32 protein-coding genes are annotated in these 25,631 nt (G+C 66.5%); 7 read left to right on the forward strand and 25 right to left on the reverse strand.

Going from position 1 to position 25,631, the window contains the following annotated elements; all coding sequences use genetic code 11:
- Positions 1 to 269: 269 nt before the first annotated feature.
- The 18 genes from ACFV2O_RS31705 to ACFV2O_RS31790 are packed head-to-tail and all read right to left on the reverse strand — an operon-like array spanning position 270 to position 12,394.
- On the reverse strand, positions 270 to 623 hold the full coding sequence (locus ACFV2O_RS31705) for a hypothetical protein (RefSeq protein WP_379255222.1): 354 nt from the start codon (positions 621 to 623) through the stop codon (positions 270 to 272).
- Entirely contained in the window at positions 611 to 1,636 is a 1,026-nt protein-coding gene (locus tag ACFV2O_RS31710) for a DUF2637 domain-containing protein (protein ID WP_379255223.1), read from the reverse strand. Before ACFV2O_RS31710 ends, ACFV2O_RS31705 begins: the two co-directional genes overlap by 13 nt.
- Positions 1,636 to 2,622 (reverse strand): phosphoadenosine phosphosulfate reductase family protein, encoded by a 987-nt coding sequence (locus tag ACFV2O_RS31715; RefSeq protein ID WP_379255225.1) that lies wholly within the window; start codon positions 2,620 to 2,622, stop codon positions 1,636 to 1,638. Before ACFV2O_RS31715 ends, ACFV2O_RS31710 begins: the two co-directional genes overlap by 1 nt.
- A complete protein-coding gene (locus ACFV2O_RS31720; protein ID WP_379255226.1) occupies positions 2,619 to 3,026 on the reverse strand; it encodes a hypothetical protein in 408 nt (135 codons plus the stop codon). Before ACFV2O_RS31720 ends, ACFV2O_RS31715 begins: the two co-directional genes overlap by 4 nt.
- 29 nt (positions 3,027 to 3,055) lie before the next feature.
- Positions 3,056 to 4,093, reverse strand: a complete 1,038-nt coding sequence (locus ACFV2O_RS31725) for a toprim domain-containing protein (RefSeq protein ID WP_379255228.1) — start codon at positions 4,091 to 4,093, stop codon at positions 3,056 to 3,058.
- 2 nt (positions 4,094 to 4,095) lie between these two features.
- Positions 4,096 to 4,437 carry a hypothetical protein gene (locus ACFV2O_RS31730; protein ID WP_379255230.1) on the reverse strand — a complete coding sequence of 114 codons (342 nt, stop codon included), beginning with the start codon at positions 4,435 to 4,437 and terminating at the stop codon, positions 4,096 to 4,098.
- On the reverse strand, positions 4,434 to 4,853 hold the full coding sequence (locus ACFV2O_RS31735; RefSeq protein ID WP_379255231.1) for a hypothetical protein: 420 nt from the start codon (positions 4,851 to 4,853) through the stop codon (positions 4,434 to 4,436). The genes ACFV2O_RS31730 and ACFV2O_RS31735 overlap by 4 nt, the downstream gene beginning before the upstream one ends.
- Position 4,854: 1 nt before the next feature.
- On the reverse strand, positions 4,855 to 6,657 hold the full coding sequence (locus ACFV2O_RS31740; protein ID WP_379255233.1) for a hypothetical protein: 1,803 nt from the start codon (positions 6,655 to 6,657) through the stop codon (positions 4,855 to 4,857).
- Between the two features lie 38 nt (positions 6,658 to 6,695).
- Positions 6,696 to 7,061 carry a hypothetical protein gene (locus ACFV2O_RS31745; RefSeq protein WP_379255235.1) on the reverse strand — a complete coding sequence of 122 codons (366 nt, stop codon included), beginning with the start codon at positions 7,059 to 7,061 and terminating at the stop codon, positions 6,696 to 6,698.
- Between the two features lie 23 nt (positions 7,062 to 7,084).
- Positions 7,085 to 7,702 carry a hypothetical protein gene (locus tag ACFV2O_RS31750; protein ID WP_379255237.1) on the reverse strand — a complete coding sequence of 206 codons (618 nt, stop codon included), beginning with the start codon at positions 7,700 to 7,702 and terminating at the stop codon, positions 7,085 to 7,087.
- A gap of 34 nt (positions 7,703 to 7,736) precedes the next feature.
- Complete coding sequence (locus tag ACFV2O_RS31755; RefSeq protein ID WP_379255239.1) at positions 7,737 to 9,734, reverse strand: hypothetical protein; 1,998 nt, start codon at positions 9,732 to 9,734, stop codon at positions 7,737 to 7,739.
- Complete coding sequence (locus ACFV2O_RS31760; RefSeq protein WP_379255241.1) at positions 9,731 to 10,792, reverse strand: hypothetical protein; 1,062 nt, start codon at positions 10,790 to 10,792, stop codon at positions 9,731 to 9,733. Before ACFV2O_RS31760 ends, ACFV2O_RS31755 begins: the two co-directional genes overlap by 4 nt.
- Complete coding sequence (locus ACFV2O_RS31765; RefSeq protein WP_379255243.1) at positions 10,789 to 11,199, reverse strand: RRQRL motif-containing zinc-binding protein; 411 nt, start codon at positions 11,197 to 11,199, stop codon at positions 10,789 to 10,791. The genes ACFV2O_RS31760 and ACFV2O_RS31765 overlap by 4 nt, the downstream gene beginning before the upstream one ends.
- Entirely contained in the window at positions 11,196 to 11,528 is a 333-nt protein-coding gene (locus ACFV2O_RS31770) for a hypothetical protein (protein ID WP_379255244.1), read from the reverse strand. The genes ACFV2O_RS31765 and ACFV2O_RS31770 overlap by 4 nt, the downstream gene beginning before the upstream one ends.
- Complete coding sequence (locus ACFV2O_RS31775) at positions 11,525 to 11,866, reverse strand: hypothetical protein (RefSeq protein WP_379255246.1); 342 nt, start codon at positions 11,864 to 11,866, stop codon at positions 11,525 to 11,527. Before ACFV2O_RS31775 ends, ACFV2O_RS31770 begins: the two co-directional genes overlap by 4 nt.
- Positions 11,863 to 12,009, reverse strand: coding sequence for a hypothetical protein (locus ACFV2O_RS31780; RefSeq protein ID WP_280297074.1), 147 nt, complete (start codon positions 12,007 to 12,009; stop codon positions 11,863 to 11,865). The genes ACFV2O_RS31775 and ACFV2O_RS31780 overlap by 4 nt, the downstream gene beginning before the upstream one ends.
- Positions 12,006 to 12,167, reverse strand: coding sequence for a hypothetical protein (locus ACFV2O_RS31785; protein WP_280185998.1), 162 nt, complete (start codon positions 12,165 to 12,167; stop codon positions 12,006 to 12,008). The genes ACFV2O_RS31780 and ACFV2O_RS31785 overlap by 4 nt, the downstream gene beginning before the upstream one ends.
- Complete coding sequence (locus ACFV2O_RS31790) at positions 12,164 to 12,394, reverse strand: helix-turn-helix domain-containing protein (protein ID WP_379255249.1); 231 nt, start codon at positions 12,392 to 12,394, stop codon at positions 12,164 to 12,166. Before ACFV2O_RS31790 ends, ACFV2O_RS31785 begins: the two co-directional genes overlap by 4 nt.
- Before the next feature lie 159 nt (positions 12,395 to 12,553).
- Between ACFV2O_RS31790 and ACFV2O_RS31795 the strand changes: the two genes are divergently transcribed.
- On the forward strand, positions 12,554 to 13,309 hold the full coding sequence (locus tag ACFV2O_RS31795) for an XRE family transcriptional regulator (RefSeq protein ID WP_379255251.1): 756 nt from the start codon (positions 12,554 to 12,556) through the stop codon (positions 13,307 to 13,309).
- On the forward strand, positions 13,306 to 13,776 hold the full coding sequence (locus ACFV2O_RS31800; protein WP_379255253.1) for an NUDIX hydrolase: 471 nt from the start codon (positions 13,306 to 13,308) through the stop codon (positions 13,774 to 13,776). The genes ACFV2O_RS31795 and ACFV2O_RS31800 overlap by 4 nt, the downstream gene beginning before the upstream one ends.
- Here ACFV2O_RS31800 and ACFV2O_RS31805 read toward each other — a convergent pair.
- The 4 genes from ACFV2O_RS31805 to ACFV2O_RS31820 form a co-directional block, all read right to left on the reverse strand.
- Positions 13,769 to 14,317, reverse strand: a complete 549-nt coding sequence (locus tag ACFV2O_RS31805; protein WP_379255254.1) for an HD domain-containing protein — start codon at positions 14,315 to 14,317, stop codon at positions 13,769 to 13,771. The genes ACFV2O_RS31800 and ACFV2O_RS31805 overlap by 8 nt on opposite strands.
- 98 nt (positions 14,318 to 14,415) lie before the next feature.
- Positions 14,416 to 15,618: a hypothetical protein gene (locus ACFV2O_RS31810; RefSeq protein ID WP_379255256.1), complete on the reverse strand. Its 1,203-nt coding sequence runs from the start codon at positions 15,616 to 15,618 to the stop codon at positions 14,416 to 14,418.
- Between the two features lie 215 nt (positions 15,619 to 15,833).
- Positions 15,834 to 16,934 (reverse strand): redox-regulated ATPase YchF, encoded by a 1,101-nt coding sequence (gene ychF / locus ACFV2O_RS31815; RefSeq protein ID WP_379255257.1) that lies wholly within the window; start codon positions 16,932 to 16,934, stop codon positions 15,834 to 15,836.
- Positions 16,935 to 17,040: 106 nt separating this feature from the next.
- Positions 17,041 to 17,964: a zinc-binding alcohol dehydrogenase family protein gene (locus tag ACFV2O_RS31820; protein ID WP_379255258.1), complete on the reverse strand. Its 924-nt coding sequence runs from the start codon at positions 17,962 to 17,964 to the stop codon at positions 17,041 to 17,043.
- A 92-nt stretch (positions 17,965 to 18,056) separates the two neighbouring features.
- Between ACFV2O_RS31820 and ACFV2O_RS31825 the strand changes: the two genes are divergently transcribed.
- The 3 genes from ACFV2O_RS31825 to ACFV2O_RS31835 are packed head-to-tail and all read left to right on the forward strand — an operon-like array spanning position 18,057 to position 19,639.
- Positions 18,057 to 18,371, forward strand: a complete 315-nt coding sequence (locus tag ACFV2O_RS31825; protein WP_379255408.1) for an NAD(P)H-binding protein — start codon at positions 18,057 to 18,059, stop codon at positions 18,369 to 18,371.
- 4 nt (positions 18,372 to 18,375) lie between these two features.
- Positions 18,376 to 19,212 carry a helix-turn-helix domain-containing protein gene (locus ACFV2O_RS31830; RefSeq protein ID WP_379255259.1) on the forward strand — a complete coding sequence of 279 codons (837 nt, stop codon included), beginning with the start codon at positions 18,376 to 18,378 and terminating at the stop codon, positions 19,210 to 19,212.
- Between the two features lie 10 nt (positions 19,213 to 19,222).
- Positions 19,223 to 19,639, forward strand: a complete 417-nt coding sequence (locus ACFV2O_RS31835; protein WP_355078623.1) for a VOC family protein — start codon at positions 19,223 to 19,225, stop codon at positions 19,637 to 19,639.
- A gap of 85 nt (positions 19,640 to 19,724) precedes the next feature.
- On the opposite strand, the gene ACFV2O_RS31840 is transcribed toward ACFV2O_RS31835, so the two are convergent.
- The 3 genes from ACFV2O_RS31840 to ACFV2O_RS31850 are packed head-to-tail and all read right to left on the reverse strand — an operon-like array spanning position 19,725 to position 22,866.
- Positions 19,725 to 20,576, reverse strand: coding sequence for a carbohydrate ABC transporter permease (locus ACFV2O_RS31840; protein ID WP_379255410.1), 852 nt, complete (start codon positions 20,574 to 20,576; stop codon positions 19,725 to 19,727).
- A 53-nt stretch (positions 20,577 to 20,629) separates the two neighbouring features.
- Positions 20,630 to 21,505: a carbohydrate ABC transporter permease gene (locus tag ACFV2O_RS31845; protein WP_379255411.1), complete on the reverse strand. Its 876-nt coding sequence runs from the start codon at positions 21,503 to 21,505 to the stop codon at positions 20,630 to 20,632.
- Between the two features lie 50 nt (positions 21,506 to 21,555).
- The gene (locus ACFV2O_RS31850; RefSeq protein WP_379255261.1) at positions 21,556 to 22,866 is read right to left on the reverse strand and encodes an ABC transporter substrate-binding protein; all 1,311 of its coding nucleotides are present in this window, start codon (positions 22,864 to 22,866) and stop codon (positions 21,556 to 21,558) included.
- A gap of 203 nt (positions 22,867 to 23,069) precedes the next feature.
- Between ACFV2O_RS31850 and ACFV2O_RS31855 the strand changes: the two genes are divergently transcribed.
- Together ACFV2O_RS31855 and ACFV2O_RS31860 are read left to right on the forward strand one after the other, a co-directional pair.
- Positions 23,070 to 25,328: a carbon starvation CstA family protein gene (locus tag ACFV2O_RS31855; RefSeq protein WP_379255262.1), complete on the forward strand. Its 2,259-nt coding sequence runs from the start codon at positions 23,070 to 23,072 to the stop codon at positions 25,326 to 25,328.
- A gap of 53 nt (positions 25,329 to 25,381) precedes the next feature.
- Positions 25,382 to 25,585, forward strand: a complete 204-nt coding sequence (locus ACFV2O_RS31860) for a YbdD/YjiX family protein (RefSeq protein ID WP_379255412.1) — start codon at positions 25,382 to 25,384, stop codon at positions 25,583 to 25,585.
- Positions 25,586 to 25,631: the final 46 nt, after the last annotated feature.

A 25,631-nucleotide genomic window follows, 5' to 3' on the forward strand; every position in this document is an offset into this window, starting at 1 on the left:
CTCTATGAACAGCGAAGCCATAGAGAGTGTCGGCCGGGTGGGGAGGGAGACGACGCCAAACTCCCCAGCTCAGCCCATGTTTCTCGCGTACCCTGATCCGATTTTGATCGGACTCGGAGTCGCATCAGAATCGGATCAGGTCCGGATCAGATCCGGATCAGGTCCGCATCGGATTCCGGCGTCGAGAGAACGAGTAGGCCCCGCTGGCGATGCCAGCGGGGCCTATTCGTATGCGGTTCAGTGCTGCTTTTCGGGTGGGCTACATGCGGCTACTGGGCGTCGTCGGGGTACCGCCAGCGGATCCGGGTGACGAACGTGTCCGGGGTGCAGCCCTTGTGGCTGCGGCAGAAGAACTCCACGAACGCCTCCGGGCTCATGTCCGAAAATCCCTCGGCCTCGACGTCCTCTGGACTGATGAAGGCCAGGCGCTCCCGGCGGACATCGAGGACTTCGACGTCGACGATACGGACCAGCGGCTCGCCAGCCTTGCGGCCCATGACCTTGCGGCACAGAGTGAGCCGCGTGCCGGGCGTCAGCGTGAGCCAGCCCATCCGGCGGGTGACGGTCTTTCTGCGGGCGCGGACCGCGTCCTCGGTCAGTGACACCGACATCAGTCTCGGCATGACGTGCTCCAAGCGGTGTCGGTCGAGTTGATCCCGGTCATGTTGTGATCATCCTTTCGATTCGCTCGTGGTAGTTGTGGTGCAGACCGCTGGTCACTGACGGGCTCTTCCACGAGGTATTCCTGGGCCGCGGTGAGGGTGCGGGTCACCGAGGACGAGCTGAGGCTGACATGTTCGGCGATGCGCGCGTGTGACCAGTTCTGTTCGTGACGTAGGCGCAGGATCTCGGTCACCTTCTCCGGGTCACGCCGCCCGTACGGGTCAGCGCTGCACAGCAGCTCGGCGACCCGCACCCACCGGTCGACCTCCGCACCGGGCGCGGGTGCGTGGTGCGTGGGGGCGTCGAGCGCGGGCTGTTCGACGGTGCGCACGCCCGGGGGCGCCTGTTGCGCGGTGAGTTCGGTCGAGGTCGACCGGGTCTCGGTGCGAACCTCCCGCACCGACACGGTGCGTACCGGCTCCGGCCGCTGCGCTGGTTCCGGCTTGGTGCGCACCATGGGTTCATTACTGGTGCGGTCGGTGCGTGCGAGAACCAGCAGAGCGATGGTGGCTTGTCCGATGGCGCCGTCGATGATGACGGGGAACAGCCCTGCCAGTGATTTGCTCATACCGACTTGGATGGCGAGTTCCCGCAGGGCGTCGAAGGACAACGCAAACGCAATGCCCGCGATCGTGGCGGTGAGCAGGACAACTACCCAGTAGGCGAACCGTGCCTTGTTCTGGGCGCGGACGAGCAGACCGACACCGTGGGTTGCTGCCAGCAACGCTACTGGCGGGAAACACGCGACGAACGCTGCGATCCACCGCTTGTCCTCCGGTGCGTTGATCCAGGCATGGACGATGTTGCCCGCGATCGACATCGCCGCCACCAACAGCAACTCACCCCAAAAGAACCGGACCGCCGACGCCTCCTCCGGGGTCCGTGCACCGCCCTGCGCACTATCTGGTGCGCGGCGGTGCGCAGCAGAATCGCTCCTGCGCACCGCGTCCGCACCGGAATCGAATCCGGTCATCACTCACCTACCTCGAAGAGAGATTCGCAACTACTACACAGCCGCCCCGTCACAGACCGTCGGCCTTGCCCATGCCCCCAGGTGGTCAGAGGGGTGGGCCAGCCTGCGGTGCGAACCGCCGCGGTGATGGTGTCGATCTGTTCGGCGGCCCGGGGAAACCATGTGCGGATCTCGTCGAGTTCGCCCGGCTTGGCGAAACTGCCGCAGAGGCATTCGCCACTCATATGCAGCAGTTCGGTCACCGGGTTGACCGGTACATCTTTGGTGATGAGCCGGTAGGTGTTGAGGTCCAGCGAGGTCCAGTTCGCCAGCGGCGAAACCCAGATAACGGAGCCTTGCCGTTCATACAGCGGGACACGTTTGCGCCGTGCAGATTCTTGGCGTCGACGGCCCGCAATGAATACGACTCGCTCCCGGCGGCTGTCGCCGACGAGCTTGCGCTGAGCCTGCCGCAGCCCCCGTTCTTTCAACCGCTGGTACATGAGCCAGTGCATGGCCGGCCCGGGAAACCCGCGGGCGATCACCAACTCGGCGTATGACTGCGGCGGGTACTCCTCCAGCAGCGGTAACCCCCACTCCGTACAGGTTGTCCGGACGAATTCGCGTGTTTCTTCGATGCCGATGGTGGTGTTGCAGTGAATCGCGTGAGTCGCTCTGCGCCGGAACAAGTGCGCGAGCGCAGTCGAGTCGTTGCCTCCGGAGAACAGCACGCAGACCGCAGCAATCCGACGGTCATCCAGATGCGTTCGCACACCGTCGACCACGATCTGTTCGGCTTGTTCGATGAGCCAATACACGCGCGCTTCACGTTGGCTGCGATTCAACCTGGCTACGTCTTGCACCGGCGTCGGTGCATGCATTCCAGGCCGCACCGGATCGCCTGGCGCGTTCTCGATCTCGAACAGCACCGAATCGTGTGATGTGTCATGGTGCAAAGCATCGGTGCTGGGCACAACGTCCGCGGCGCCGGTCGGGTATCCGGTCACGCCCCACCTCGTTCCGCAGTGGGGGTGTAGACGGCGGTGAACAGTCGCGCCCGCGAGTACTCGGGGTCGGGTCCGGTGTAGGTGACCGACAGGGTCGCACCGATCTCGAAGTCCTCGCTACCGGCGTTCTCCAGCGCCAGCCCGATGGCCTGTTCCATGCGCCAGGACACATACAGGTTGCGCGGTCCGGCGCCGGTGTCGAGGGTGACTACGGTCTGCATGACCGGCTGGCCGTCCTCGTCGAGTTCGACCTCGCCGGGCGCGCCGCCGAACTTCAGCTTGGGTTCCTCGACGGCGGCGATGATGCGGCCGTAGACGGTGGTTCCGGGCTTGCTGGTCTTGGTGAACGCCGACGCGGGGCGTGCGGCACGGCGGAAACGCTGTCCGAAGGTGTTGGTGCTCATGATGGATGGGGTCCTTCCTGTTGTGGTGTTCAGCGGGTGCGGGTCCGGTCGGCCCGGTCGCGGCTGGTCGGTGTGGGGTGCAGGTCGTGGATGCTGCGCGGGGGTCGGGGTCGGTCCAGGTAGGCGACCGGTTCCAGTTCGTCGAGGTCGTGTCCGGCGTCGAGGTGGTCGCAGAGGTCCTTGCCGTCGCGGGCCTGCATCACGCGGACTTCGCCGACGCGCTCGGCGAGGGATTCGGCGACCTGGGCGGCGTGGCGGTAGCCGGGCCGGTCGCGGTCGGCGATCACGATCACCCGGCCAGCGCCACGCAGCCAGCGGGCGTGGTCGTCAGTCCACTTCCCCGCGCCCATCGCGTTGCACGTCGCCAGCTGCCTGGCCTGGCGGGCTCGTTGCACGTCCTTCTCGCCCTCGCACACGTACAACTCGCGCCCGGTGTCGAGCGCTTCGCGCACGTCGCCCAGCTGCCACGGCAGCGGAGCAAAGCCCGTATTGACCCACTCGGTTCCGGTCCAGCGCCGTTGGTAGAAGCTCTTGGCGTGCCCGTGCTCGTGCGGGGTGTGCAGCCGCACCACCGCGCCCTCGACGCGGCCGCCCGGCCACCGGTAGACGTAGGTGTCCACCGCCGCGGGCTCCCCGATCTGGGCACCCAGATCCCGCTTGGCGGGCAGGGGGAACCGGGCCGCCAGAATGGCTTTCTCGACCGGGGAAGCCACGTTCACCGGGCGGGCGGGCCGCCCGCCGCCCTCGTAGGGCCGACGAGCGGAACTCTGCTGGTTGGTGCGCTCTGGCAGCCGATCCCACAGATCGCGCACCCGCAACCCGATGCGGTCGAGCACGTCCTGGTCGTCGCAGCGGGCCCAGCAGCGCACCATCGTCTTGCCCTGCCGCGGGTCATACCGCACACCCAGGCTGGGGTTGTGGTGGTGGCCGTCGCCCTCGTGCACCGGGCACAGGTAGTTCGTCCACTGCTGCGGCTCCCGCGGCCACCGCGCTGGACCCACCCGGCGAATCAGCGCGTCGGTGACGATCTCGTAGGAGCGGCCCTGCTGCGGTGCCGGTTTGGTCATCGTCACCGCCCCCGCTCGATCTCCGGGCGCTGCGCGTCGGTGAGGATGCGGGCCTGCTCGATACTGCGCCGCTGCACCCCGTCCAACGAATCCGCGCCCGGCAAAGACAGCATCCGCCGCACGGCACTGGGCGACGGAGACCACAGGTCGTGCACGTCCTTCAGGTACTTCCACTCCCCCGGATGCGGCCCGTTGCGCCACTCCTGGTCGATGGCTTCTTGCTGGGCGTAGAGGCTGTGGATCTCCGCCTCGCTGGCGCCCGGCCGGTCCCGCAGCCGCGACAGCCGGTCGACCTCGGCGAACGCTTCGCGCATCGCTTCCTCGTGCTCGATGTGCATGCTCACCGCCCCCGCTCGATCTGACGGCCGCCCGATCGGGGTGTGGACTGCTCGGATGTGGCGCGGTCGATGTAGCGGCGGGCGGCGTCGCGGACTTTCTCGCTATCTCGACCGGCCAGTTGCCCGGCCTGGCGCAGACTGCGGTGCTGGAGGTCGGTGACTCCTTCGCCTCCGTTGTGGTCGATGTTGTCGAGGAACCGGAACATGGTGTCGGGTGCCTGCCGCCAGTCCTCGTAGGCGTCGGTCAGGTAGCTCCAGTGCTCGGCGTGCGGCCCTTCGCTCCACCGCTGATCGGTCTCGCGAAGCTGGGCGGTGATCCGGTCGCGGTCGGCGTCGGTGGCGTCCGGCCGGTACATGTCCTCACCCAGCTGGGTGTAGCGGGCGAACTCGACGCGCATTGCTTCCTCGTGCTCGCGCTGCATGTCAACGGCTCCTCTCGATACCGTTGCGGCCGTGGCCGTTCCGCTTCGGCCGTGGCCAGGACTGGGTGTCCGGACCGGCCTGCTCGCGGCCGGCGCCGGTGAGGTCGCGCAGGTAGCTGGCGCGCTTGCCTACCGGCCCGTGCTCGCCGGTGTCGTTGCCCGGCTGTACCGAGTTGCGAAGCTCATCCAGGGTCGGGTTCGGTTGCTCCTGCTCTACGCCGTTGCCGTTGCCGTTGCCGTGCTGGCGGTTGCCGTAGCGCTCCTGATGAGCGCGGGCAGCCTCGCGCGCATGATCCAGCACATGCTCGACCAGGCCCCGCTCAGAGGCTTTGCGCCCGGCCTCGAAAACCGCAGTGGCGTCGGCGATCTCCTGAGACAGGCCACCGCCGAACCGATCCCGTCCCGCCTGCGGTCCACGGCTGCCCAGCCGCTGGTCGGCCGGGGTCCGCTCGGACCGCGCGGCCTGGCGAGCCTGCTCGGCTCGGCGTTCGGGGCTGCCGAACCGCTCATGGGTCGGTGTGCGCTCGGCGAGCTTCGCCACCGCCTCGTCGCGTTCGCCACGCAGCTGGTCGCGCTCAGCGGTCAGCTGCTCGACACCCGGCCGGTCCCGCAATTCACCGATCTCCGCGGACAGGCGCAGGTTGCGGTTCTTCAGCGCCTCGATGTGTCCCTCGGCCGAATCGAGTTTGCGGCGGATCTCGTCGCGGTCGGCGGTGACCGAATCCAGGCCGCGTTGCAACATCCCGACCCGGCTTTCGAGCCGGTCCCGGTCGGCGGCCATGTCGTTCAACTGGCGCTCCACCTGCGCCAACCGGTCAACACCGGCGGTTTCGGGCGGGCGTTCACGGTCGGTGGTCCCACGCTGCCGCGGGGCCCGCTCGACCTGCTCGGCCTGCTCGCGGTGAACCTGCCCGGACAACGTCCGCTCCCGCAACACCGACTCGCGGTCGGCGAGCTGCCCGGCGACGGTCTCGGGGCGCCCGTAGTCGGCGTATTGCTTCGCGGCGTTGAGGGTGTCGCGGGTCTCGACCTCCAGGGTGGTGCCGTCCGCCCACGACGTGCCGCTGATGTTGCGCTGCAACCAGCTGGTGGCGGCGTGCTCGGTGGCGAACGAGCGGGATTCGGTGAGCTTCCCGCCGTCCGGGTCGGTCCACGTCATTCCCGCGGTGTAGCGGTGGCGGTGGGGTTGGGCGGCGTCGATCCGTGCGAGCAGCGACTCCTCGGCGTTGCCGCGGCGCGCGGCGTCCAGGCTTTGCTGCCAGCCCTGCTCACGCTCTGCCTGGGCGCGCTGGCGGGCGTTGACCGTCTCACGAGCGACGTGGGCGCGGTAGCGCAGTGCGTCGATGCCGCGGACCTTATGCGCTTTGGCGAAGAGGTTGCCGACCTTGAAGTGGGGGAAGATCGTCGCTGAGTCCAACCCGTCGAGGGCTATGCCCTGCTCGGTGCGGGTCAGGTGCTCGTTGCCGATGAAGCCGCGGGCCAGGCGGTTGCGGTGCTCGGCCAGGGCATCAGCGTCGCGGGCGCGCCGGTCATGGTCCACGCGCGGGTCGTTCGCGCGCTCAGCGACGGTTTGGACGTGTACGCGGTAGCGGTCGATAGCCTGGCCGGTCCAGGTCAGCTGGTGCTTGCGCATCACCTCGGCCTCGCGGCGCTGCTCACGCAGCGTGCGGCTGATCTCCTTGCGGATCTTGCGGCGTTCGAGGAAGTTGCGGGCTTGGGCGTGCAGGCGGGTCAGTTCCGGCAGCGATCGCGCGAACTTGCGGGCTTCGGCGATCATCTCGTCTTCCGGGCTACGGTCGGTCATTGCGGTGAATTCCTCTCGGTGGTGGGTGTTTTCGGTAGTCATCGGGTCCGCTCGACGCGGTTGCGTCGGCGGTCGAGTTCGTCGGCGGCGGTGTCGGTGAGCTTGAGGCGGGTCGCATACCGGCCGCGGGCGCGAGACAGCCAGATGTCGGCGGCGTCCAACTTCTCGTCCGCCATCGCCAGCGCGGTTTCCGCGCCGAGCGCGGCGGCGACGGGGTCGATCGGATCGCCGAGGTTGTCGACCGCCAACGCGTCGGGGTGGCGTCGCAGGGCGGCGTACTCGCGCCGGATCTCGCTGACTTCGCGGCGCAGCTGGAACAGCCGGTCGTCGACGTTGTGCAGGCGCTCGTACAGATCAGCGGGCGCAGTGCGGATCGGGTCGTCGGGGATTCGGTTGGTGCTCAACGGTTTTCCTCCTTTGTGGTTGATTACTGGGTTTGGGTGGTGGTGGTGCGGTTGTTCTCGTGCTGGGTGCGGGCGCGGTCGACGCGCTCGACCAGGGCTCGCAGCAGCCCGACGATGGCGGTCGCGACGGCCGCGACGGCGTGGCTGATACCGGCGGTGACGGTGCCGATGGCCTGCGGCAGAGGCGGGCGGTGGGCGGCGTTCCACCACAGGTAGGCCACCCAGGCGCCGCCGTAGACGGCCAGCGGACCGACCACCAGCGGCCCCTCACCCCATCCGGCGGTCATTGCCGCGCCGACCACAACAGCGGAAGCTGCCGCGGTGCGGCGCGTGGTCTGCGCCCGTGACCGCGCCGGAACCGGCGCCACCACGGCGGCTTGTGCGTCGGGTTCGTCGTCGAGGTCGGGCACGACGCTCAGCCCCACCCGGCGCACCGGCCTGGTGTCGGCGGCGGGTCGTTCGGTCTGTGCAGGTGTCACAGTCGGGGCGGTGTCGAGGTCGGCGATACCCGCCAGCCAGTCCTCGACTTCGTCGGCGAACAGTTCGCCCGCGATCGCGGGATCGGTCGGTGTCGGGGCGGGGTCGGGCCGCCGTTGGTCCTCGTTGTCGTCGTTGTCGTCGTGGGGTCGGATGATGCGCATGGGGTTGCCTTTCAATCGGTCGGAGAAATAGGGGTCAGGCGGTCGCGTCGGCGGTGACGGGGTCGGCCTCGGGATCGGCGCTGGTGGTGCCGGGCAGGGGGCGCACGATGGCGAGGTCGACAGGCACGACGTGCCCGAACTGCGCGCGTCCGGCCTTGGCGTAGACGAACTGGCCGGTGTCGAACTGGCGGACACGGTCGGGGTCGACCAGCCACTTCTCACCGACCGACACCTGACCCTCGTCGCCGGTGCGCTGGCCCTTGATCAGGTGCCGCGACGGCAGCATGTGCCGGACCGACCCGAAGTGCTTGCACAGCTCTCCGGCGTTCTCGACGTAGCCCAGCAGCACCCCACCCGCACAGGACTTCAAGATCCGGTCGAGCGCCCACTGATCCCCGGCGACACCCTCGGGGCTCTGGGCGGCGAACAGCACGCTCACGCCTTGGGAGCGGCCCCGCTCGCACACCTCTTCCAGCCCGATCGAGCCCTGGCCGGTGGTGAGCGCGCTCAGCTCGTCGATGATCAGGGTGACGCTGCGACGCTGGTCCTTGGCGGTGCGGGCCGCGCGCTGCATCAGCATCCGCAGAATGGCGGCGACCTGGGCGCGGGCGGCGTCCTTGTCCAGGCCGGGCACGGTCACATACAGCACGTCGAGGTCGTCGAGGTCGACACCACCGTCGAACACCATCCGCCCGTCCTCACCCTGGAGGCTGTCGAACAGGTTGGATGCCTTGATCAGCATGTCGGCGAGCTGGTCGACCTTCTCCGATTGAAGGGCTTCGACCATCCGCTTCACGTCCGGGGCGTTGCCCCACAGATCCAGCAGCGTCTCGGGATTCAAGCGCTCCAGGAACTCCCGGCTCGACCGGGGCGGCCCGGCCGGGGCGTCCACGACGAGGGAGACGATGCGGCGGCGCAGCTCGTCGAAGTGCTGGCCTTCCGATGTCGACGCCTGTCCGGCGTTGAGCATGTCGCCGAGCACCGCACGCTGATCGCGGCCACGCATAGCCCACACGTTCAGGCGGGCGCCGTGGGGAACTTCGGCGATGCGGTCGGCGGCGATACCGCGGCGCTGGGCGATCTCGCGCAACTCGTGACCCAACACTTTGTCGTCGTTGCCGCCCTTGCAGGACACGACCACCAGCAGCGGGCGCGGGTGCTTGCCCCGCATTCCCGGCACGTCCTTCCACCGCTGCCAGGCGTTCCACTCGTATTCGAGCATCCCGACCGCGTACCGCTTGATCAGCTCCGTCTTGCCCGAACCGGTCGTGCCGAACGCGGCCATCTGGCGGCGCGCTTCCTTGTGCGGCACCACCATCCACGCCTGATGCCGCGCGGTCAGCTCCGACCACAAACCGAGAGGGTTCGCCGAACGCCGGCCCGCCAGCGGACCCAGCACGATCCCGTCCGTTGTGGTGAACGGGGCGCCGACCGACCGCGCCGCCCGAGCGGCCCCGGCGAACTGGCGTGCGGCCAGCGCCGCCTGCACCCGCTCGGTGCGGCCGAGGTTCTTCAACCCGACGGTGTTGGTCTTGTGCACGAACGACGCCCACCAGTACGTCGCGGCCAGCGCGGCCACCGGGGCACCAAGCACGACCATCGTTCGCAGTCCGCCCAGGTCGCCGTCGGCGACCCGCGCCGCACCTGACCACAACAGGGAGGCGGGGGTGATCCACGATCCGCCGGCCATCGCCGAGGCCGCGGGCAGCAGCAGCGACCCGATTGCGAAGTTGCGCAACCGGTGCGGCGCCAACGGCCACCGCGCCGCGACGGCCACGATCATGACCAGCATCGCCACGATCACGACACCGCACACCGTCGCTGTCGAGGCCGCGTCACCGACCGCAGACAAGTCCAGCCTCGGCAGATCCCAGCCTTCGACATGGCGGATCGGCGGCGCCTGCGGCACCAGCGGGCCGCTACCGGCGCCCGGCTCCACCGGGGGCGCGTCCGGCTGTCCGGTCGTGGGGACTTGTGCGCTGCCGTTGGGGTGGCAGTCCTGCGGGGTGATGATCCACTGGCAGTTGCTCATGACGCTTCCTGAGTGAGAAGAAGGTTCGGGCGCCGGGTCTTGCGGGCGGCGCGGCCCTGGTTTCGGCGGTTGAGGAACTGGCTCCACTCCTCGTCGAAGTCGCCGATCGCGAACAGCAACTCGACGGCGGCGAGTTCGCGAGGAAGCCGCTGGTAGGCGGCATTGACGGTGTTCATGACGCGCTGGGAACGGCACAGGTAGAGCAGGCCCATCACGGCCTCGTCCTCGCTGTCGCGTGCGGCGCGGATCGCGCCCGCAAGCGCGGTGTCCATGTGGACGCGGTCCTTGGCGCTCAGCTCGATCTCCAGCGCCCACCAGCCGTGCTGACCGCCGACCTCGCCGAGGAACCGCCCGTCATGCACGTGCGGGCGTCCCTTACGTGGGGTCCGGCTGTCGCTGAACACCACATGCCCAGACTTCGACTCCGCGGCAGCGACTTCGGCGCGGCGGCGCAGCACGCGCTCGGACACCCACAGCTGCGGGTCGGAACCGACCAGCATCACCCGCGCCTGCGCGACGGCGCGGTAGTGGTTGGCGAACATCAGCGGCGGCTTCCAGTCCTTGGGCCGCCACCCCAGATACCGCTCGGCCACCTCACGCCTCGGGTACACCCACGCCCGGCCACGCTGCACCGACAGCAGCGGATGCACCATCCGACGCTTCAACAGAGCGTCGGCGAGGTCGTAGGCGCTGCTGAGACTGCTGAAGCTCATGAGCTCGGCCAACACATCGACCTGCATCCCGTGCATGTCCACCAGCGCGGCCAGCGCCGCGTCTTGCTGCGCCGACAGGCCCTTACTGCGCCGCACAGCCAGCACCCGGCCCAACGACCCGTACGGGATGCCGATCTCCTCGGCGACCTCCTGCTTCGTCAGCCCCTGCTCACGCAGCCGCGTAGCCTCACCCAGGCACGACTCGACCTGAGCCAGCGAAATACCCAGCTGCTCGCCGATCTGCTGGTAGGACAAGCCCTGATCACGCAGCCCGCCTACGATCTGGGCACGGTGGTGACGCTCCAACGCGGTGTAGCGGTCGCCCCCCTTCCTCTTGTGGTTCATTGGGTTCGATCCCTTCCCTGCCGCGAGCTGCGGCTGTGACCGGCCGCGCGGCGGCGCTCGGCGATGTCGGTGCGGGCCTGCGCGATGAACTCGCGCATCTCCGTCGCATCCACCCCTCGCCGCTCCGCGGCCATCGCCGAGCGCGTCCACCGCGCCAGCTGCAATGCCTCCAGCTGCGCCTCGCTCGAAACTCGCTTCGGCACCGCTGATTCCGCGTCATACAGGTGCGCCTTCAGCGGCCCCCGCGAACCACCCCGCGCCCGCAGCATCTGCGCCTCGTACTCACCACCAGGGCTCATGCCCTCACGCGCGAGCTGGCGCCGAGTCCGCAGATGCTGCGGCGCCAAACCCCACGGCCACGTCGGGATACCGAACCGCTTGCCATCCGGATCGTGATAACGGCTCATCGCGAACGCTCGATCCCACGCGAACGCTCCCCCCGCAAACGGTCCCGCTCAGCCGCGACCTGGGCGCGGATCTTCACCGCCAACGCCGGACCATGGCGGTAGTCGAGCAACCGGTCCCACACCACAGTTCGCTCGGCGTGAACCTGCGCCTGATGCTCACCGACGTGCCGCGCCCTCGACATCTCGAAGTCGTTGTCGCGGTATCCCTTCGCCTCCGACACGTCGCCAGCGGTGAACACCATGTCGGCCAACACACCGTGAACGAGATCCAAGCGGGCCTTCTCGGCCTCCAGCTCCGCCTGCTCCCGGCGGTGGTCCTGCGCGCTCACCGCGCCACCCCCTCAGGCAGCTGCGACCGCGGCACACACGACCCCGCCGGTTCAGGCGGAACCCCGGCATCCACCGGACGGCAGATGTTCGGCGACGGCACGTAGTCCTGCTGATCGATCCACGCAGCGGTGCAGCCACCCATGCCGATGAGCAGCAGCACACCGAACGCGGCCAGCCGCACCATCGGCGGCAACAACCCCAGCGGGGCGAACACCGCGCTCGTGCCGGTGAACTCCGGCCCGGCCATCGAATGCAACGGGTTGTGTCCGCCACGGCGGTCGAAATGCGTGACCGTGTACCCCTGAATAGGTGGGTCCTGCCTCCACTGAGTGCTCATCGCCGCACCCCCCACCGACGCTGCGCCCGCCAGAACCAGACCGCACCGGACACCATCAGGACGAAGCCCACAACCCCCGGCGCCGTCAGCACCGTGTAGCCCACTGCCACCGCAGCGAGGGCCAAGCCGAAGGAGCGCATCACGCTGCCCTCCGATCGGTACTGCGGCCCAAGACGGCCGCGAGACGCGCACGCGCATCGGACGAGATAGGCGGCGCCGTGGCGACAATCTCGGCGACGTACTCCGCCAAGCGCTCGGCCTCGTTCTGCTGCTGGTCCGCAGCCTTCTTCGCGGTGCTCATGCCACGTCCTCAGGTACGGGCGCGAGCACCGGCTGAACCAGCGCCAGCAGTTCGGCGTGGTTGACCCGCAGCAAGTGGCCGTTGATCCGGAAGCCACGGAGGTGTCCTGCGGCGATCCAATTGCGGATCGTCTTCGTGTCGACGTCGACCAAGTTGGCCGCTGTCTTGAGGCTGATCAGTCGGCGGGCGTCGGACCCGCTGACATCACCGAACGTCTTGTGCGACACGGTCGATCACTCCTTCGAGAAGTAAGGGAAATGCGTTGCAATTCCTCACTTTTCGGGAAATCGACAGACGTAATCAGTAGCTGGCGACCTCAGGGGTGGACGTCGATAGAACGTCTCCTGTACAGTGAAGACGTCCCTAGTCGTCCCAAGGGGGTTGCGATGCCGAACGACAGGCTCCGAGAAGCACTGCTACGCAATGGCTTGGATTTCGCCGATGTCGCGGAAGCGACCGGCGTCGACGAGAAGACCGTCGAACGATGGATTACGAAGGGCCGCACACCCTATCCCCGCCACCGCCATAAGGTCGCGTCGATGGTGCGCGAAACGGAGAACTACCTATGGCCGGAAGCGCTGCCCGCGGAGCGCCGGATCGAGATGGCGCAGTCAGAACTGCTCCAGGTGTATCCGCACCGGAACTCGATCCCCCTCGACGTGTGGACACGCCTGCTCTCGCAAGCGACAGAACGAGTCGACGTACTCGTTCTGGCGGGCCTGTTCCTCGCGGAAGAACCATCCTTCGCTAGGACGATCAGGCAGAAGACCCGCGACGGTCTGAAAGTACGCATGCTGTTCGGTGATCCCGATGAGGACGAAGCGACCAAGCGAAGCGCCGAAGAACGGCTGGCCGCCGGAACCGTGCCAGCGAGAATCCGCAATGCCCTGGCCCTCATCGAACCGCTGTCGGAGATCGACGGTGTCGAAATCCGCTACCACCGGACCACGCTCTACAACTCGATTTTCCGGTTCGACGACGAGATGATCGTAAACATGCACGTGTATGGGCAGCCGGGCGCATACGCCCCGGCGATGCACCTGAAGCTGTTGCCAGCCGCCGACCTTTTCGAAACGTACACAACCAGTTTCGAACAGGTCTGGACCGAGAGTTACGAAGCCAACTTCGGGAGTCACGCATGAGCCGGACCGACTATTTTCATGATCCGACCGCCCCACCCGCGAACAGCATCAAGGTGGCAGTGAGCGCGCTGGTCCAGGACGACGAAGGGCGGATACTGCTCATTCGTCGCACCGACAACGGCAAGTACTCGATCCCCGGCGGTGGCCTCGAAGCGGGCGAAACAGTGGCACAAGCAGTCGTCCGGGAAGTAAATGAGGAGACGGGTATCGATGTCAAGGTCACTGAGTTAATCGGTGTCTTCTCGGACCCTGATCATGTCATCGCGTACAACGACGGCGAGGTCCGGCAGGAGTTCTCCATCTGCTTCCGCGCTCGACCGATCAGCGGCAAACCACGGCCGAGTGAGGAATCGGCTGAGGTCGAATGGGTTGCGCCGGAGAAACTCCGCGAACGGGATATCCATCCGTCCATCCTGCTCAGGATCCACACGGGCCTTGAAGGCACGACAGTTCCATACTTCACCTGAAGGGTAGGCGAGCCTTCAGCCGAGTCTCTGTCCGGTCGGCTGCACCAATCAGATGCGGTGCAGCCTCCGTGACCGACTGCGAGACGACATGGTCAGGGCCGTACCGTTCTTCCACTTCGGAGATCCGTTCACGAACCCCGGTCACCTCCCCCGTTGGCGTTGTGGTCATGTCCGCCCACCACAGCGCATCGCGCAGTGCAGTCTCCTCGTCAGGCCATCCGATGGACATCCCGCGGCGGCGAGCTTCAACACACGCGCACGAGTGATTCGCGACCAGACCGCACAATCGGTCACCGAAACCCCGTTCGCGAAGGAATTCCGCGCCATCGACTGGATGGAACCCGATTCGCTTCAAGGCCGGGGCGTAGCCGACGTCGTGGAGCCACGCTGCTGCCACCAGCAACGACGGATCATCCACCACGGCGGCGGCACAGCTGGCCTGCCTCGCCACCCCTTCAACGTGCGCTAGTCGCCGCGGCAGGGATGCAAGGTATCTGCGGGCCAACTGCTCAGCCCATGCGACTGTCTCCGCGCCCGTCATACTACGACCGTAGCGAGTCTGCACGTGAACCGTAAGTCGTGATTATCGTCGGCAGCCGATTCCCTCCGCACACTCTCATGCAGCATACGGACGTGGGATTACCTCACGGATGCTCCGTTGTCGCCTTCGTCTGGCCTATCCCGAAGTAGCGACTTTACAAGATTTAGTATCGAAGTCAGCAAGTCAAGCTGTTCACGTAAATAGTCGATATTCGGATCAGCATGCCCATGGATCAAACTATTCCGAAAGGTTCGAGAATACCTGATTGCTTTCATCAACTCATCAGACAATATCCCTTGGTCATGCAGACTACTTAAACTACGAACAAAGCTTGGCTGCACCCTGTCCGAAGCTGCATTTATTATGCGTTCGAGTTGCGCCCACATAATAGAATATCGGCCGACGAGTTGGTACCACTCCTCTTCGGACGGAACCCTGCCATCACCTACAGCCGGTCTCATCACTTCTCCCGGATGCCTATACATCCTAGAGAGATAAAGGTTAAGATAGTCCGGGTTATCGGCAATAACAGCGTCGGCAATCTGGTCAGTTAAAGGTCGACTTTCGAAATCAGAGTTGATTCGCTCAAGATGCGGTCGAAGGCTATCCGGCGTCGTCAGCTCTACGCGTTTCAGAAAATCGAATAGAACATCGACGCGGCCCATTTCGGTCTCTGAAATAGACTCCTCACGTAGGCGCTTAACATGACTAAGGAGATATGCGGCGAGCTCATAGTGAGTGACAAAGCTCCGCGCGCCTTCCTCAATTCTTCGCTGACCAGCCTTCTGGAGAAGCTCCAGAGCAACCTCTCCGGCGTGGACAAGACCGTTCAGCTGGTCAATGAGCTGTCTTTCTTGATCAGAGAGCGAATCCCCCAGCGGCTTATAGATTAAATCGTGCTCGACCTCGGACCAGCCGTGCATAAGAACGGAAGCGACCTGGACCTCAACTCGAGCTCGGGCAAACCGTATATCTTTGCCCTTGAGGCCGTCCTCTCTTACCGTTATCCTATAGTGCACTGCCGAATAGCCCGGAAACCTTCGCTCGACATGAGTAGACCCAGACTTTTCACCTTCCCCAGCGCTAACCAAGGGAAATTCTTTTTTCACTTCAATATCGAAAAGCCGAGAAATTATCGCCTCAACCCGACTGCGTTCACCAGGAAAATATAGAGCGATACGGACGCCAGCAAGATCGGGTATATCTGCACGTATCTCATCTGCTGAGGAATAACACTTCTCTGCATGCCTCTTTATACACTTATTGCGAAGACTATCGAAATCTTTCGCGCGACTGGTCACATAACAGCTGATCCCCTCAGCTTTGCACGCCTCAGTCACGTGTCGTTCGACTAGCCTCCCGACCTCTTGATAGAAGTCGAACTCTCGTCGATAATGCGCAAGGAAATCTGAAATTACCTCGTCCACCGTGCCCCTACTACCGAATGCATCATGGGCCAAATATCGGCCAATAGGATGCCGTTACTATATAGGCAAGTCCGAGATCCTGGGCTTCCTTAAGCTTTTTTGCCACCAGACGCTAGTCCGCTACGGAACTCGACCACGTCGCCGTCGGTCATGACGTAGTCCTTGCCTTCCATGCGGACCTTGCCCGCGGCTTTGGCGGCGGCCATGGAGCCTGCATCGACGAGGTCGTCGAAGGCCACCACTTCGGCCTTGATGAAGCCGCGTTCGAAGTCGGTGTGGATGACGCCGGCGGCCTTCGGGGCGGTGTCGCCCTGGTGGATGGTCCAGGCGCGGGCTTCTTTCGGGCCCGCGGTGAGGTAGGTCTGCAGGCCGAGGGTGTGGAAGCCGGCGCGGGCCAAGGCGTGCAGGCCGGGTTCGGTCTGGCCGATGGATTCGAGGAGTTCGGTGGCGGATTCCTCGTCGAGTTCGAGGAGTTCGGCTTCCACCTTGGCGTCGAGGAAGACCGAATCGGCCGGGGCGACGGAAGCTTTCAGCTCGGCGACCTTCGCCTCGTCGGTGAGCACCGACTCGTCGGCGTTGAAGACGTAGAGGAAGGGCTTCGTGGTGAGCAGCGAGAGCTCTTTCAGCAGCTCGGTGTCCACCTTGTCGGCCGCGGCGAACAGGGTGGTGCCGCTGTTGAGGATCTCCTGCGCGGCCTTCGCGGCGTCGGCGACCGGCTTGCGGTCCTTCTTGACCTTCGCTTCCTTCTCCAACCGCACGACCGCCTTCTCCAGGGTCTGCAGGTCGGCCAGGATGAGTTCGGTCTCGATCACCTCGATGTCGGCGCCCGGGTCGACGCGGCCGTCGACGTGCACCACGTCGTCATCGGCGAACACCCGTACCACCTGGCAGATGGCGTCGGCCTCGCGGATGTTGGCGAGGAATTTGTTTCCCAGGCCCGCCCCCTCGGACGCGCCCTTCACGATGCCGGCGATGTCGACGAACGACACGGTGGCGGGCACGATCCGCTCGGAAGAGAAGATCTCGGCCAGCTTGTTCAGCCTCGGATCGGGCAGGGGCACCACGCCGACGTTCGGCTCGATGGTCGCGAACGGGTAGTTCGCGGCGAGCACGTCGTTCTTGGTCAACGCATTGAACAGCGTCGACTTGCCGACGTTGGGCAGACCGACAATTCCGAGGGTGAGACTCACGAGGAACAGAGTCTACGCGGCGCGCCGACCCGGCTCTCCCGCGAGTGGCACATGGCGGAGAGGTCTCTCGGACTTCGCCGCAGCCATGTGCCACTCGCGGCCCGTTTCAGGGGATGAGGACGACTTTGCCGAGGTTGGCGTGGGCTTCGATGGCGGCGTGGGCTGCGGCGGCTTGGTCGAGGGGGTATTCGGCGTGGACGGCGGGGCGTAGTCGGCCGGAGGCGAAGTATTGCCAGAGTTCTTGGCGCCAGTGTTCGTAGACGTCGGGCTGGGTTTTCGCGATGCGGGCCATCTGGAAGCCGATGACGGATTTCGCGCCGACGAGCAGGTCGTAGGCCTGAATGGTGCCGCCGCCGGAACTGTAGGCGATCAACCGGCCACCGGGAGCCAGCGCCGCGATCGCGGGTGAGAGCAGATCGCCGCCGACGGCGTCCAGCACGTAGTCGGCGGGAGCCCCCCAGGACTCCTGGCCGTACTCGACCACGTCGTCGGCTCCGAGTTCCCGCACGAACTCCGACTTCGCGAGATCCGACACCGCGCCGACCACCCGCGCCGCGCCACGGACCCGCGCCAACTGGACCGCGAGGTGACCGACGCCGCTCGCGGCGGCGGTGATCAGGGCGGACTCCCCTTCCCTGGGCGATGCGGCACTGAGCGCACCGAGCGCCACCAGGCCGCTGCGCACCAGCGCGACCGCGTCCACCGCCGACGCACCGTCCGGAATCGGCGACGCCATGGCCGCCGAGAGCAGGGCGTAGTCGGCGTAGCCGTGTCCGAACACGAGACCGGTCACGCGGTAGCCGGGCCCGTATCGGTCGACGCCCTCGCCCACCGCGACCACCTCGCCCGCGATCTCGCCGCCCAACGCGATCGGTTCGCGCTGCTCACGCACCTTCCGCACCACCGGCAGGGTCACCCCGACCGCCTCGACACGGACCAGAAGCTCACCCGGCCCTGGTGTCGGGACTTCGACCGAGACGAGCTCGAGCACCTCGGGACCACCGCTGCGCTCGTACTGCACCCGCCGCATCACACCTCCAGAAATCGTCAGGAGGCGCAACGGTAACCGGATCGCGGGTGGTGATCACAGTCCACTACACGCTGTAGTGGTACATCTCACCGCTGGTCGAGACCGGCGGAGAGCAGCCGGAGCGTTGGGTCCGCGCCGATGCCGTGCGGTCCATCGTCGAGGCGATGGCTATGGCGGACCTCGCGCGGATGGTCATCGTCAGCAACAGCGCCCGAGTCGCCGCACCCGGCGACGATCGGTTCCCCCGCTTGGCGGTGAAGCCGCTGATCCCGTGCCCGCTGTTGCGGCACAGCCTGGCCGGCACGTCCGCGGCGGAGCACGTCGTCCGTGATTCGGCGCTGGACTGGACGATCGTCCGCGCACCTCAACTCTTGAGGCACTCCTGTCGGTCCCCCGGCGTAGCGTGACCGCATGGAGCCGACCTCCGAGGTGGTGACGGCGCGTCCGGCACCCACGCTCGCCTCGTTCATCGACCGGTACGTCGGTTATCGCATGTCCGGGTTCGCGGCGGGGATGCATCGTGGGTTGCCGTCGCGGCACATGACTTTCATCGTCGCGATCGGGCCCACGATCGACGTCGTCGAGCAGACGGATCCACGGCAGTCGCCCCAGAACTATCGGTGTGTGCTGAGCGGCCTGCAAGCGAGCACGGCGCTGATCGCGCACGACGGTCGTCAGGAAGGTGTGGCCGTGTCACTCACACCGCTGGGTTGCCGCACCTTGTTCGGCATGCCCGCAGCGGCGCTGTGGGACACGTCGGTGGAATTCGCCGACGTCGTCGGACCTGTCGGATCGGAGCTGTGGGAGCGATTGCAGTACGCGCCGAGCTGGCCGGAGCGTTTCGGTGTCTGCGATCGGGTGCTCTCGGCGCTGGCCGATCCGGTCCGTGTGGTCGGTCCAGAACTCACCTGGGCATGGCGTGCGGTGGTCGGTTCCGGCGGCGGAATCGCGGTCGGCTCGCTCGCCGCGGAGGTCGGGTGGACCAGACAGCATCTGACGCGCCGGTTCAAGCGCGAGTTCGGCCTGAGCCCGAAACTCGCGGCCCGGATCACGCGCTTCGAACAGGCGCGCCGGATGCTGGCGCACACGCCCTCCTACGTCACCATCGCCCAGGTGGCCGCCACGTGCGGGTATTACGACCAGGCTCATCTGGATCGAGACTTCGCCGACCTCGCCGGAACCAGCCCGACCGCGTGGCTGGCCGAGGAGATTCCATCCGTCCAAGCCCCGGACGAGTCCGCCGGATGACGATGAAGGCATGACGAATCCGACAGAAGTCAGCACCCGCACCGCCGTCTGGCCCACGCTCGTTTTCCGCGATGCCCGCGCGATGGCCGCCTTCCTGATCGAGGCGTTCGGCTTCCGGGAGGCCGCGCTCTACGCCCGCGAGGACGACCCATCGATCGTCGAGCACGCGGAACTGCGCTGGCCGCTGGGCGGCGGTGTCATGTTCGGCTCGGCAGGTAAGGACGACAGCCCGTTCAGTACCCGCCCGACCGGCACCAACTCGGTCTATCTCGTCTGCGAGGAGCCCGACGCGCTGTTCGCCCGCGCCACCGCCGCGGGCGCCGAAGTGGTCCGTGGCCTGCGCGACGAGGACTACGGCTCACGCGGCTTCACGGTCCGCGACCCGGAAGGCAATCTCTGGAGCTTCGGCACCTACTGGGGCGCTTGATCGGCCTGAGGGCGAAGCGCGGGCGTCACCGAAGAGCACCGGCAACCGGAAAGGCGCGCGAATCAGGCGAACCGAGCACACTCGCTCAGCGCCCGCCGAAGCCCGACATCGCGATGCCGCGGATGAACGCGCGCTGGGCTATCGCGTAGATGAGCAGCAGTGGGAGCAAGATGACGACCGCGGCGGCCATGAGGATGGGCCACTGGGTGTAGTACTGGCCTTGCAGCCGGACCAGTCCCAGTGTCGCGGTGGCGACGTCGTCGCGCTGGATCATGACCAGCGGCCAGAGGAAGTCGTTCCACACGGTGATCCAGGTGAGCACGGCGAGCACCATCAGAGCCGGACGGGTGTGCGGCAGCAGCACCCGCCAGTACACCTGCCAGGTGGAACAGCCGTCGAGGATGGCGGCCTCCTCGAGTTCCTCGGGCAGCGTGCGGAAGAACTGCCGCATCAGATACGTGCCGAACGCACTGCCGAACAGGCCGGGCACGATCATCGCCCACGGGGTGTCCACCCAGCCGAACGCCCGCATCAGCAGGAACTGCGGGATCACCGTCACGGTCAACGGCACCATCAGCGTCGCGAGGTAGGCCAGGAACAGCATGTCGCGCCCACGGAAACGCAGACGCGCGAAGGCATAACCGGCCAACGAGCAGAAGAAGACCTGCCCCGCCGTGACGCACAACGCGTAGATGGTGGTGTTGAGCAGCATCCGCCCCATCGGCAGCAGATCGAAGACCTTCCCGTAGTTCGACCACTGCGGCCGCTGCGGAAGGAACGCCGCATCGGCGATCTCGCCGTCCCGTTTCAGCGAGCCCGACACCGCCCACAGGATCGGCAGCAGCGCGCACCACGCGATGCCGACCAGCACCGCGTATATCGCGGTTCCGCGCACCACTCGCCGCACGATAGCCCGGTCGACGCGGCCGACCGCGATGAACGCGCGGTCGCGTCGAACCGGCAGCGCGCGCCGCACCGCCTCGTAGGTGTTCACTGTTCCACCTCCGACCGCCGGGCCATCCGCAGTTGCACCAGTGTCAGCAGGAACAGGATCGCGAAGATCACCCAGGCGAGCGCGGAGGCGTACCCGACCTCGTAGAAGCCGAACGCGTTCTGGAACAACATGATCCCCAGCAGGTACGTACCCGTCTCCGGCCCCCCGTTACCGCCGGTCAGCGCGTATGCCTGGTCGAACGCCTGCACCGAATTGATGATCGTGATGATGAAGACGAACGACAGCGGCCCCCGGATCAGCGGCACGGTGATCGCGAAGAATCGCCGCAGCGCCCCGGCTCCGTCGATCTTGGCGGCCTCGTAGAGCGTCTCCGGTACGCCCTGCATGGCAGCGAGCAGGATGACCGTCGCGAAGGGCACACTCTTCCACACGGTGACGATGCTGAGCGAGACCAGCGCCCAGTCGGGGTCGGTCAGCCAGGGCACCGCGTCGATGCCGATCCAGCCGAGCGCGACGTTGAGCAGCCCGTCGTCGGTGAACAGGAACCGCCACACCACGGCCATGGCGACCGCCGAGGCGACCAACGGCAGGAAAGCGATGGTGCGAAACACGCCTATGCCGGCCAATTTTCGATTCAGCGCGGCGGCGACGGCGAGTCCGATCAGCACCGTGGGCACCAAGGTCAGCAGCGTGAAAACGGCCGTATTGCGTAATGCGATGAGAAACAACGGGTCCGAGGTGAACAGCCGCCGGTAGTTGTCCACACCGACAAATCGCATGGGGCTGAACAGGTCCCACGAATGAAAACTCAGATAGAGCGAAAAACTCAACGGGAACAACAAGAAAACCGCGACGGCCGCCACGTTGGGTGCGACGAATGCCCAACCGGCCCGCTCGCGCCGCCGCGCCAATCGGGACGCGACCCCCGCTTTGCCCGATGTTTGCGATCGCCGCCCTGCCATCATGGCGTCTCCAGCAGCGCGTCGACGTCGGAGGCGAAACGGCCGTCCAACGAGGCGGCGGTGGCGGCGCCGCGCAGCACTCGGTTGGAGCCGCGCTCGAGCAGGGCGGACACCTTCCCCCAAGCGGGGGTGATCGGCAGCGGGCGGGAATTGGCCGGGCCCGCCGTGAACACCTCGAGATTGCGGACCTCCCGGTGCGCGGCGGCGAACCCCGGTGAGTTCATCGCCGACTGGAGCACGGGGACGAACAGCCCGGACGCGGCGATGATCGCCTGACCCACCGGTCCGGTAGCGAATTTGACGAATTCCCAGGCCTGTTCGACACGCGGGCTGCCCGCGGCGATGGCCAGGCCCGTGCTGCCGACGTCGGTGATCGCGCCGGGACCGCCGTGCGGGCCCACCGGCAGCACCGTGATGTCGATCGGGAGATCGTCGTGTCCGGCGAATTCGGAATACAGCCAATGCCCGCCCAGCGCCATCGCGGCCCGGCCCCGCCGGAACAGGTCTGGGGCCGAGACGGAAAGCGTGTCGGCGGCTTTCGGCGCCACGCGGTGGCGTACGGCGAGGTCGGCGTAGAACTGGAATCCCTCGGCGAACCGCGGATCGCCGAGGTTGGTCCTGGTCGGACGCACCGAGGGCGAGAACCATTCGGCGCCGTTGTTCATGCCGAAGCAGGCCGCCGAGAAGTACGGCACCCAGGCGTCGGCGAACCCCCACCGGGTGCGAGACGAGTCATGCCTGGTCAACGCCTCGGCAGCGGCCAGGAACTCGTCGAAAGACCAGGCGTCGCGCCAGCGCGCGGGCGGAGTGATCCCGGTTCCGTCGAACAGCTCCCGGTTGTAGTACAGGAAGACGCCGGACCACTGTTCGGGCAGGGCGTACTGCCCGCCCGCGTAGGTGAAGGTGTCGTACAGCGCCGGATAGCTGTCGGCGCGCAGCTGGGTGGCGTACCGCGGATCGCGGTCGAGCAGGGTGTTCAGATCCAGCAGTACCCCGCGCTCGGCCAGCCCCGCGTAGGTCAGCTCCCACGCCATCAGCACGTCCGGGCATTTCCCGCCCGCGCAGTAGGTGAGCATCTGCTGGAGCGGGTCCGGACCCGACATGATGGTGCGAATCCTGATGTCGGGATGCAGCTTCCGGAACTCGTCGATGATCGTCAGCCGGACCCTGGCCTCTTCCGGCCTGGCCTGGAAGAAGAAGGTCAACGCGTCGTCGTCGGAGCCGCAGCCGCCGCTCGCCAGTAGTGGCGCGGCCAGCGCCGACCCGAGCAGCGTCCGGCGACGGACCCTGGCGACGGGATTCGCACGCAACACAGCCCTCCTCCAGGGCGGATGTGGAGCTTCTCGAACGGCATGGCAGCATACGTTCGGCAATCACATGGTGACGGCCGACACATGAACAATATTTCACGGTGCGCGTCCGACGTCCGGAATCGGCACGACGGCGATCATCGATCGGTTACGTTGTCACGTGTTTGAGCAAGATCCTGCGCGTTTTACAGGAGAGTAGGCAGATGGCGACAATCGAATATCTGCGGACCGATCCCGATCTGCCGCCCGTCGGCGTGGTCGACAAGTCCCCGATCACACCGGCCAAGAAATTGATCTTCGCGGGGATCGCCGCACTCGGCGCCATAGCGTGGGCGGTGCTCGCCATCTCACGCGGCGAATCGGTGAACGCGGTGTGGATCGTGATCGCAGCGGTGTGCACCTACATCATCGCGTACCGGTTCTACGCCAGGTTCATCGAACGCAAGATCGTCAAACCACGCGACGACCTGGCCACACCCGCCGAAATCCTGGAGAACGGCAAGGACTACATGCCGATGGACCGGCGGGTGCTCTACGGGCACCACTTCGCCGCCATCGCGGGCGCGGGGCCGCTGGTCGGTCCGGTGCTGGCCGCGCAGATGGGCTACCTGCCGGGGACCATCTGGATCGTGGTCGGCGTGGTGCTGGCCGGCGCGGTGCAGGACTACCTGGTGCTGTGGGTCTCGATGAAGCGGCGCGGGCGCAGCCTGGGGCAGATGGCGCGCGACGAGCTGGGCGTGATCGGCGGCTGGTCGGCCATCGTGGGCGTTCTGGTGATCATGATGATCCTGCTGGCGGTGCTCGCGCTGGTGGTGGTCAACGCGCTCGCGCACAGCCCGTGGGGCGTGTTCTCGATCGGCATGACCATTCCGATCGCACTGTTCATGGGTGTGTACCTGCGGTTCCTCCGGCCGGGCAAGGTCGGCGAGGTCTCCGTGATCGGGTTCGCCATGTTGCTGCTGGCCATCGTCGGCGGCGGTTGGGTGTCGGAAACCGAGTGGGGCGCGGACTGGTTCACGCTCTCGCCGGTGACCATCTCCTGGCTGCTGATCGCCTACGGTTTCGTCGCCTCGGTGCTCCCGGTGTGGCTGCTGCTCGCCCCGCGCGACTACCTGTCGACGTTCATGAAGGTGGGCACCATCGTGCTGCTCGCGGTCGGCATCCTGGTCACGTTGCCGGTGCTGCACGCGCCCGCCGTCTCGTCGTTCGCGTCCAGCGGTACCGGACCGGCGTTCGCGGGTTCGCTGTTCCCGTTCCTGTTCATCACCATCGCCTGCGGCGCGCTGAGCGGCTTCCACGCGCTCGTTTCCTCCGGCACCACGCCGAAACTGCTGGAGAAGGAATCGCACGCGCGGATGATCGGCTACGGCGGCATGCTGATGGAGTCGTTCGTCGCGGTCATGGCGATCATCACCGCCTCGATCATCGACCAGCACCTGTACTTCGCGATGAACGCGCCGCTCGGTCTCACCGGTGGCACCGCGGAGAAGGCCGCGGCCTACACCAATAGCCTCGGGCTCAGCGGTCCGGCGATCACTCCGGCGGAGCTGAGCCAGGCCGCGAGCGATGTCGGCGAATCATCGATCATCTCCCGCACGGGCGGCGCGCCGACGCTGGCGGTCGGCATCTCCGAGGTGTTCCACCAATTCCTGGGCGGCGCGAGCATGAAGTCGTTCTGGTACCACTTCGCGATCATGTTCGAGGCGCTGTTCATCCTCACCACGATCGACGCGGGCACCCGGGTGGCCCGGTTCATGCTGTCGGACGCGCTGGGCAACTTCGGCGGCGCGGCGAAGAAGTTCCGTGATCCGTCCTGGCGGGTGGGCGCGTGGCTGTGCTCGGCCGTCGTGGTCGGCGCGTGGGGCTCGATCCTGCTGATGGGTGTGACCGATCCGCTCGGCGGCATCAACACCCTGTTCCCGCTGTTCGGCATCGCCAACCAGCTGCTGGCCGCCATCGCGTTGACTGTCGTGCTGGTGATCGTGGTGAAGAAGGGCCTCGCGAAATGGGCCTGGATTCCGGCGATTCCACTGGTCTGGGACCTCTTGGTGACGATGACGGCGTCGTGGCAGAAGATCTTCTCCGCCGATCCGAAGCTCGGCTACTGGAAGCAGCACAGCATCTGCCAAGCGGCGCAGGACGCCGGGAAGCTGTGCCTGACGGCGAAGACCCAGGACGACATGAACGCGATCGTGCGCAACACCTTCATCCAGGGCACTTTGTCGATCATCTTCGCGGTGCTGGTACTGATCGTGGCGGTGGTGGGCGCGCTGGTGGCCTTCCGCGCCTGGCGCTCCGGGGAGTCGACGACCACCGAGACGCCGGAACAGCCGTCGAAGATCTTCGCGCCCAGCGGATTCCTCGCCACCGCGGCGGAGAAGGAAGTCCAGAAGGAGTGGGACGAGTTGATCGCGACCGGGAAGGCGCGCGCCTCCGGCGCGGCACACGTACACGCGCAATGAGCGACTCCGCGAAGCAGGGCGCCGATCGGTCCGCGCGACCGCTCGGCGCCCGGCTGCGCGCCGCGGCCCGCGCCTGTGGCGACGGCGTCCGAGCGGGCGTCTGGTGGTTCGACTCGATCCTGGGTGGGCAGGACTACCAGCGTTACGTGGAGCACCTGCGGCGCAGCCATCCCGGCTGCGCCATCCCGACCGAGCGGGAGTACTGGCGGCAGCGGCATGCCGAGGCCGATCGCAATCCAGCCAACCGGTGCTGCTGACCGAAAAGATTTTCGGCGCGCGTCACCACATGCCGATTCGGTAGTT

The sequence above is a fragment of the Nocardia sp. NPDC059691 genome (assembly GCF_042733915.1).
GTDB lineage: Bacteria > Actinomycetota > Actinomycetes > Mycobacteriales > Mycobacteriaceae > Nocardia > Nocardia sichangensis.

Coding starts and splice junctions, on each gene's coding strand:
- ACFV2O_RS31725 (WP_379255228.1), bottom strand. CDS start 4,093: ATGACCAAACCGGCACCGCAGCAGGGCCGCTCCTACGAGATCGTCACC.
- ACFV2O_RS31805 (WP_379255254.1), bottom strand. CDS start 14,317: ATGACGGGCGCGGAGACAGTCGCATGGGCTGAGCAGTTGGCCCGCAGA.
- ACFV2O_RS31775 (WP_379255246.1), bottom strand. CDS start 11,866: ATGAGCACTCAGTGGAGGCAGGACCCACCTATTCAGGGGTACACGGTC.
- ACFV2O_RS31755 (WP_379255239.1), bottom strand. CDS start 9,734: ATGAGCAACTGCCAGTGGATCATCACCCCGCAGGACTGCCACCCCAAC.
- ACFV2O_RS31785 (WP_280185998.1), bottom strand. CDS start 12,167: ATGAGCACCGCGAAGAAGGCTGCGGACCAGCAGCAGAACGAGGCCGAG.
- ACFV2O_RS31710 (WP_379255223.1), bottom strand. CDS start 1,636: ATGACCGGATTCGATTCCGGTGCGGACGCGGTGCGCAGGAGCGATTCT.
- ACFV2O_RS31705 (WP_379255222.1), bottom strand. CDS start 623: ATGCCGAGACTGATGTCGGTGTCACTGACCGAGGACGCGGTCCGCGCC.
- ACFV2O_RS31765 (WP_379255243.1), bottom strand. CDS start 11,199: ATGAGCCGTTATCACGATCCGGATGGCAAGCGGTTCGGTATCCCGACG.
- ACFV2O_RS31720 (WP_379255226.1), bottom strand. CDS start 3,026: ATGAGCACCAACACCTTCGGACAGCGTTTCCGCCGTGCCGCACGCCCC.
- ACFV2O_RS31855 (WP_379255262.1), top strand. CDS start 23,070: ATGGCGACAATCGAATATCTGCGGACCGATCCCGATCTGCCGCCCGTC.
- ACFV2O_RS31760 (WP_379255241.1), bottom strand. CDS start 10,792: ATGAACCACAAGAGGAAGGGGGGCGACCGCTACACCGCGTTGGAGCGT.
- ACFV2O_RS31800 (WP_379255253.1), top strand. CDS start 13,306: ATGAGCCGGACCGACTATTTTCATGATCCGACCGCCCCACCCGCGAAC.
- ACFV2O_RS31735 (WP_379255231.1), bottom strand. CDS start 4,853: ATGCAGCGCGAGCACGAGGAAGCAATGCGCGTCGAGTTCGCCCGCTAC.
- ACFV2O_RS31835 (WP_355078623.1), top strand. CDS start 19,223: ATGACGAATCCGACAGAAGTCAGCACCCGCACCGCCGTCTGGCCCACG.
- ACFV2O_RS31740 (WP_379255233.1), bottom strand. CDS start 6,657: ATGACCGACCGTAGCCCGGAAGACGAGATGATCGCCGAAGCCCGCAAG.
- ACFV2O_RS31830 (WP_379255259.1), top strand. CDS start 18,376: ATGGAGCCGACCTCCGAGGTGGTGACGGCGCGTCCGGCACCCACGCTC.
- ACFV2O_RS31750 (WP_379255237.1), bottom strand. CDS start 7,702: ATGCGCATCATCCGACCCCACGACGACAACGACGACAACGAGGACCAA.
- ACFV2O_RS31795 (WP_379255251.1), top strand. CDS start 12,554: ATGCCGAACGACAGGCTCCGAGAAGCACTGCTACGCAATGGCTTGGAT.
- ACFV2O_RS31820 (WP_379255258.1), bottom strand. CDS start 17,964: ATGCGGCGGGTGCAGTACGAGCGCAGCGGTGGTCCCGAGGTGCTCGAG.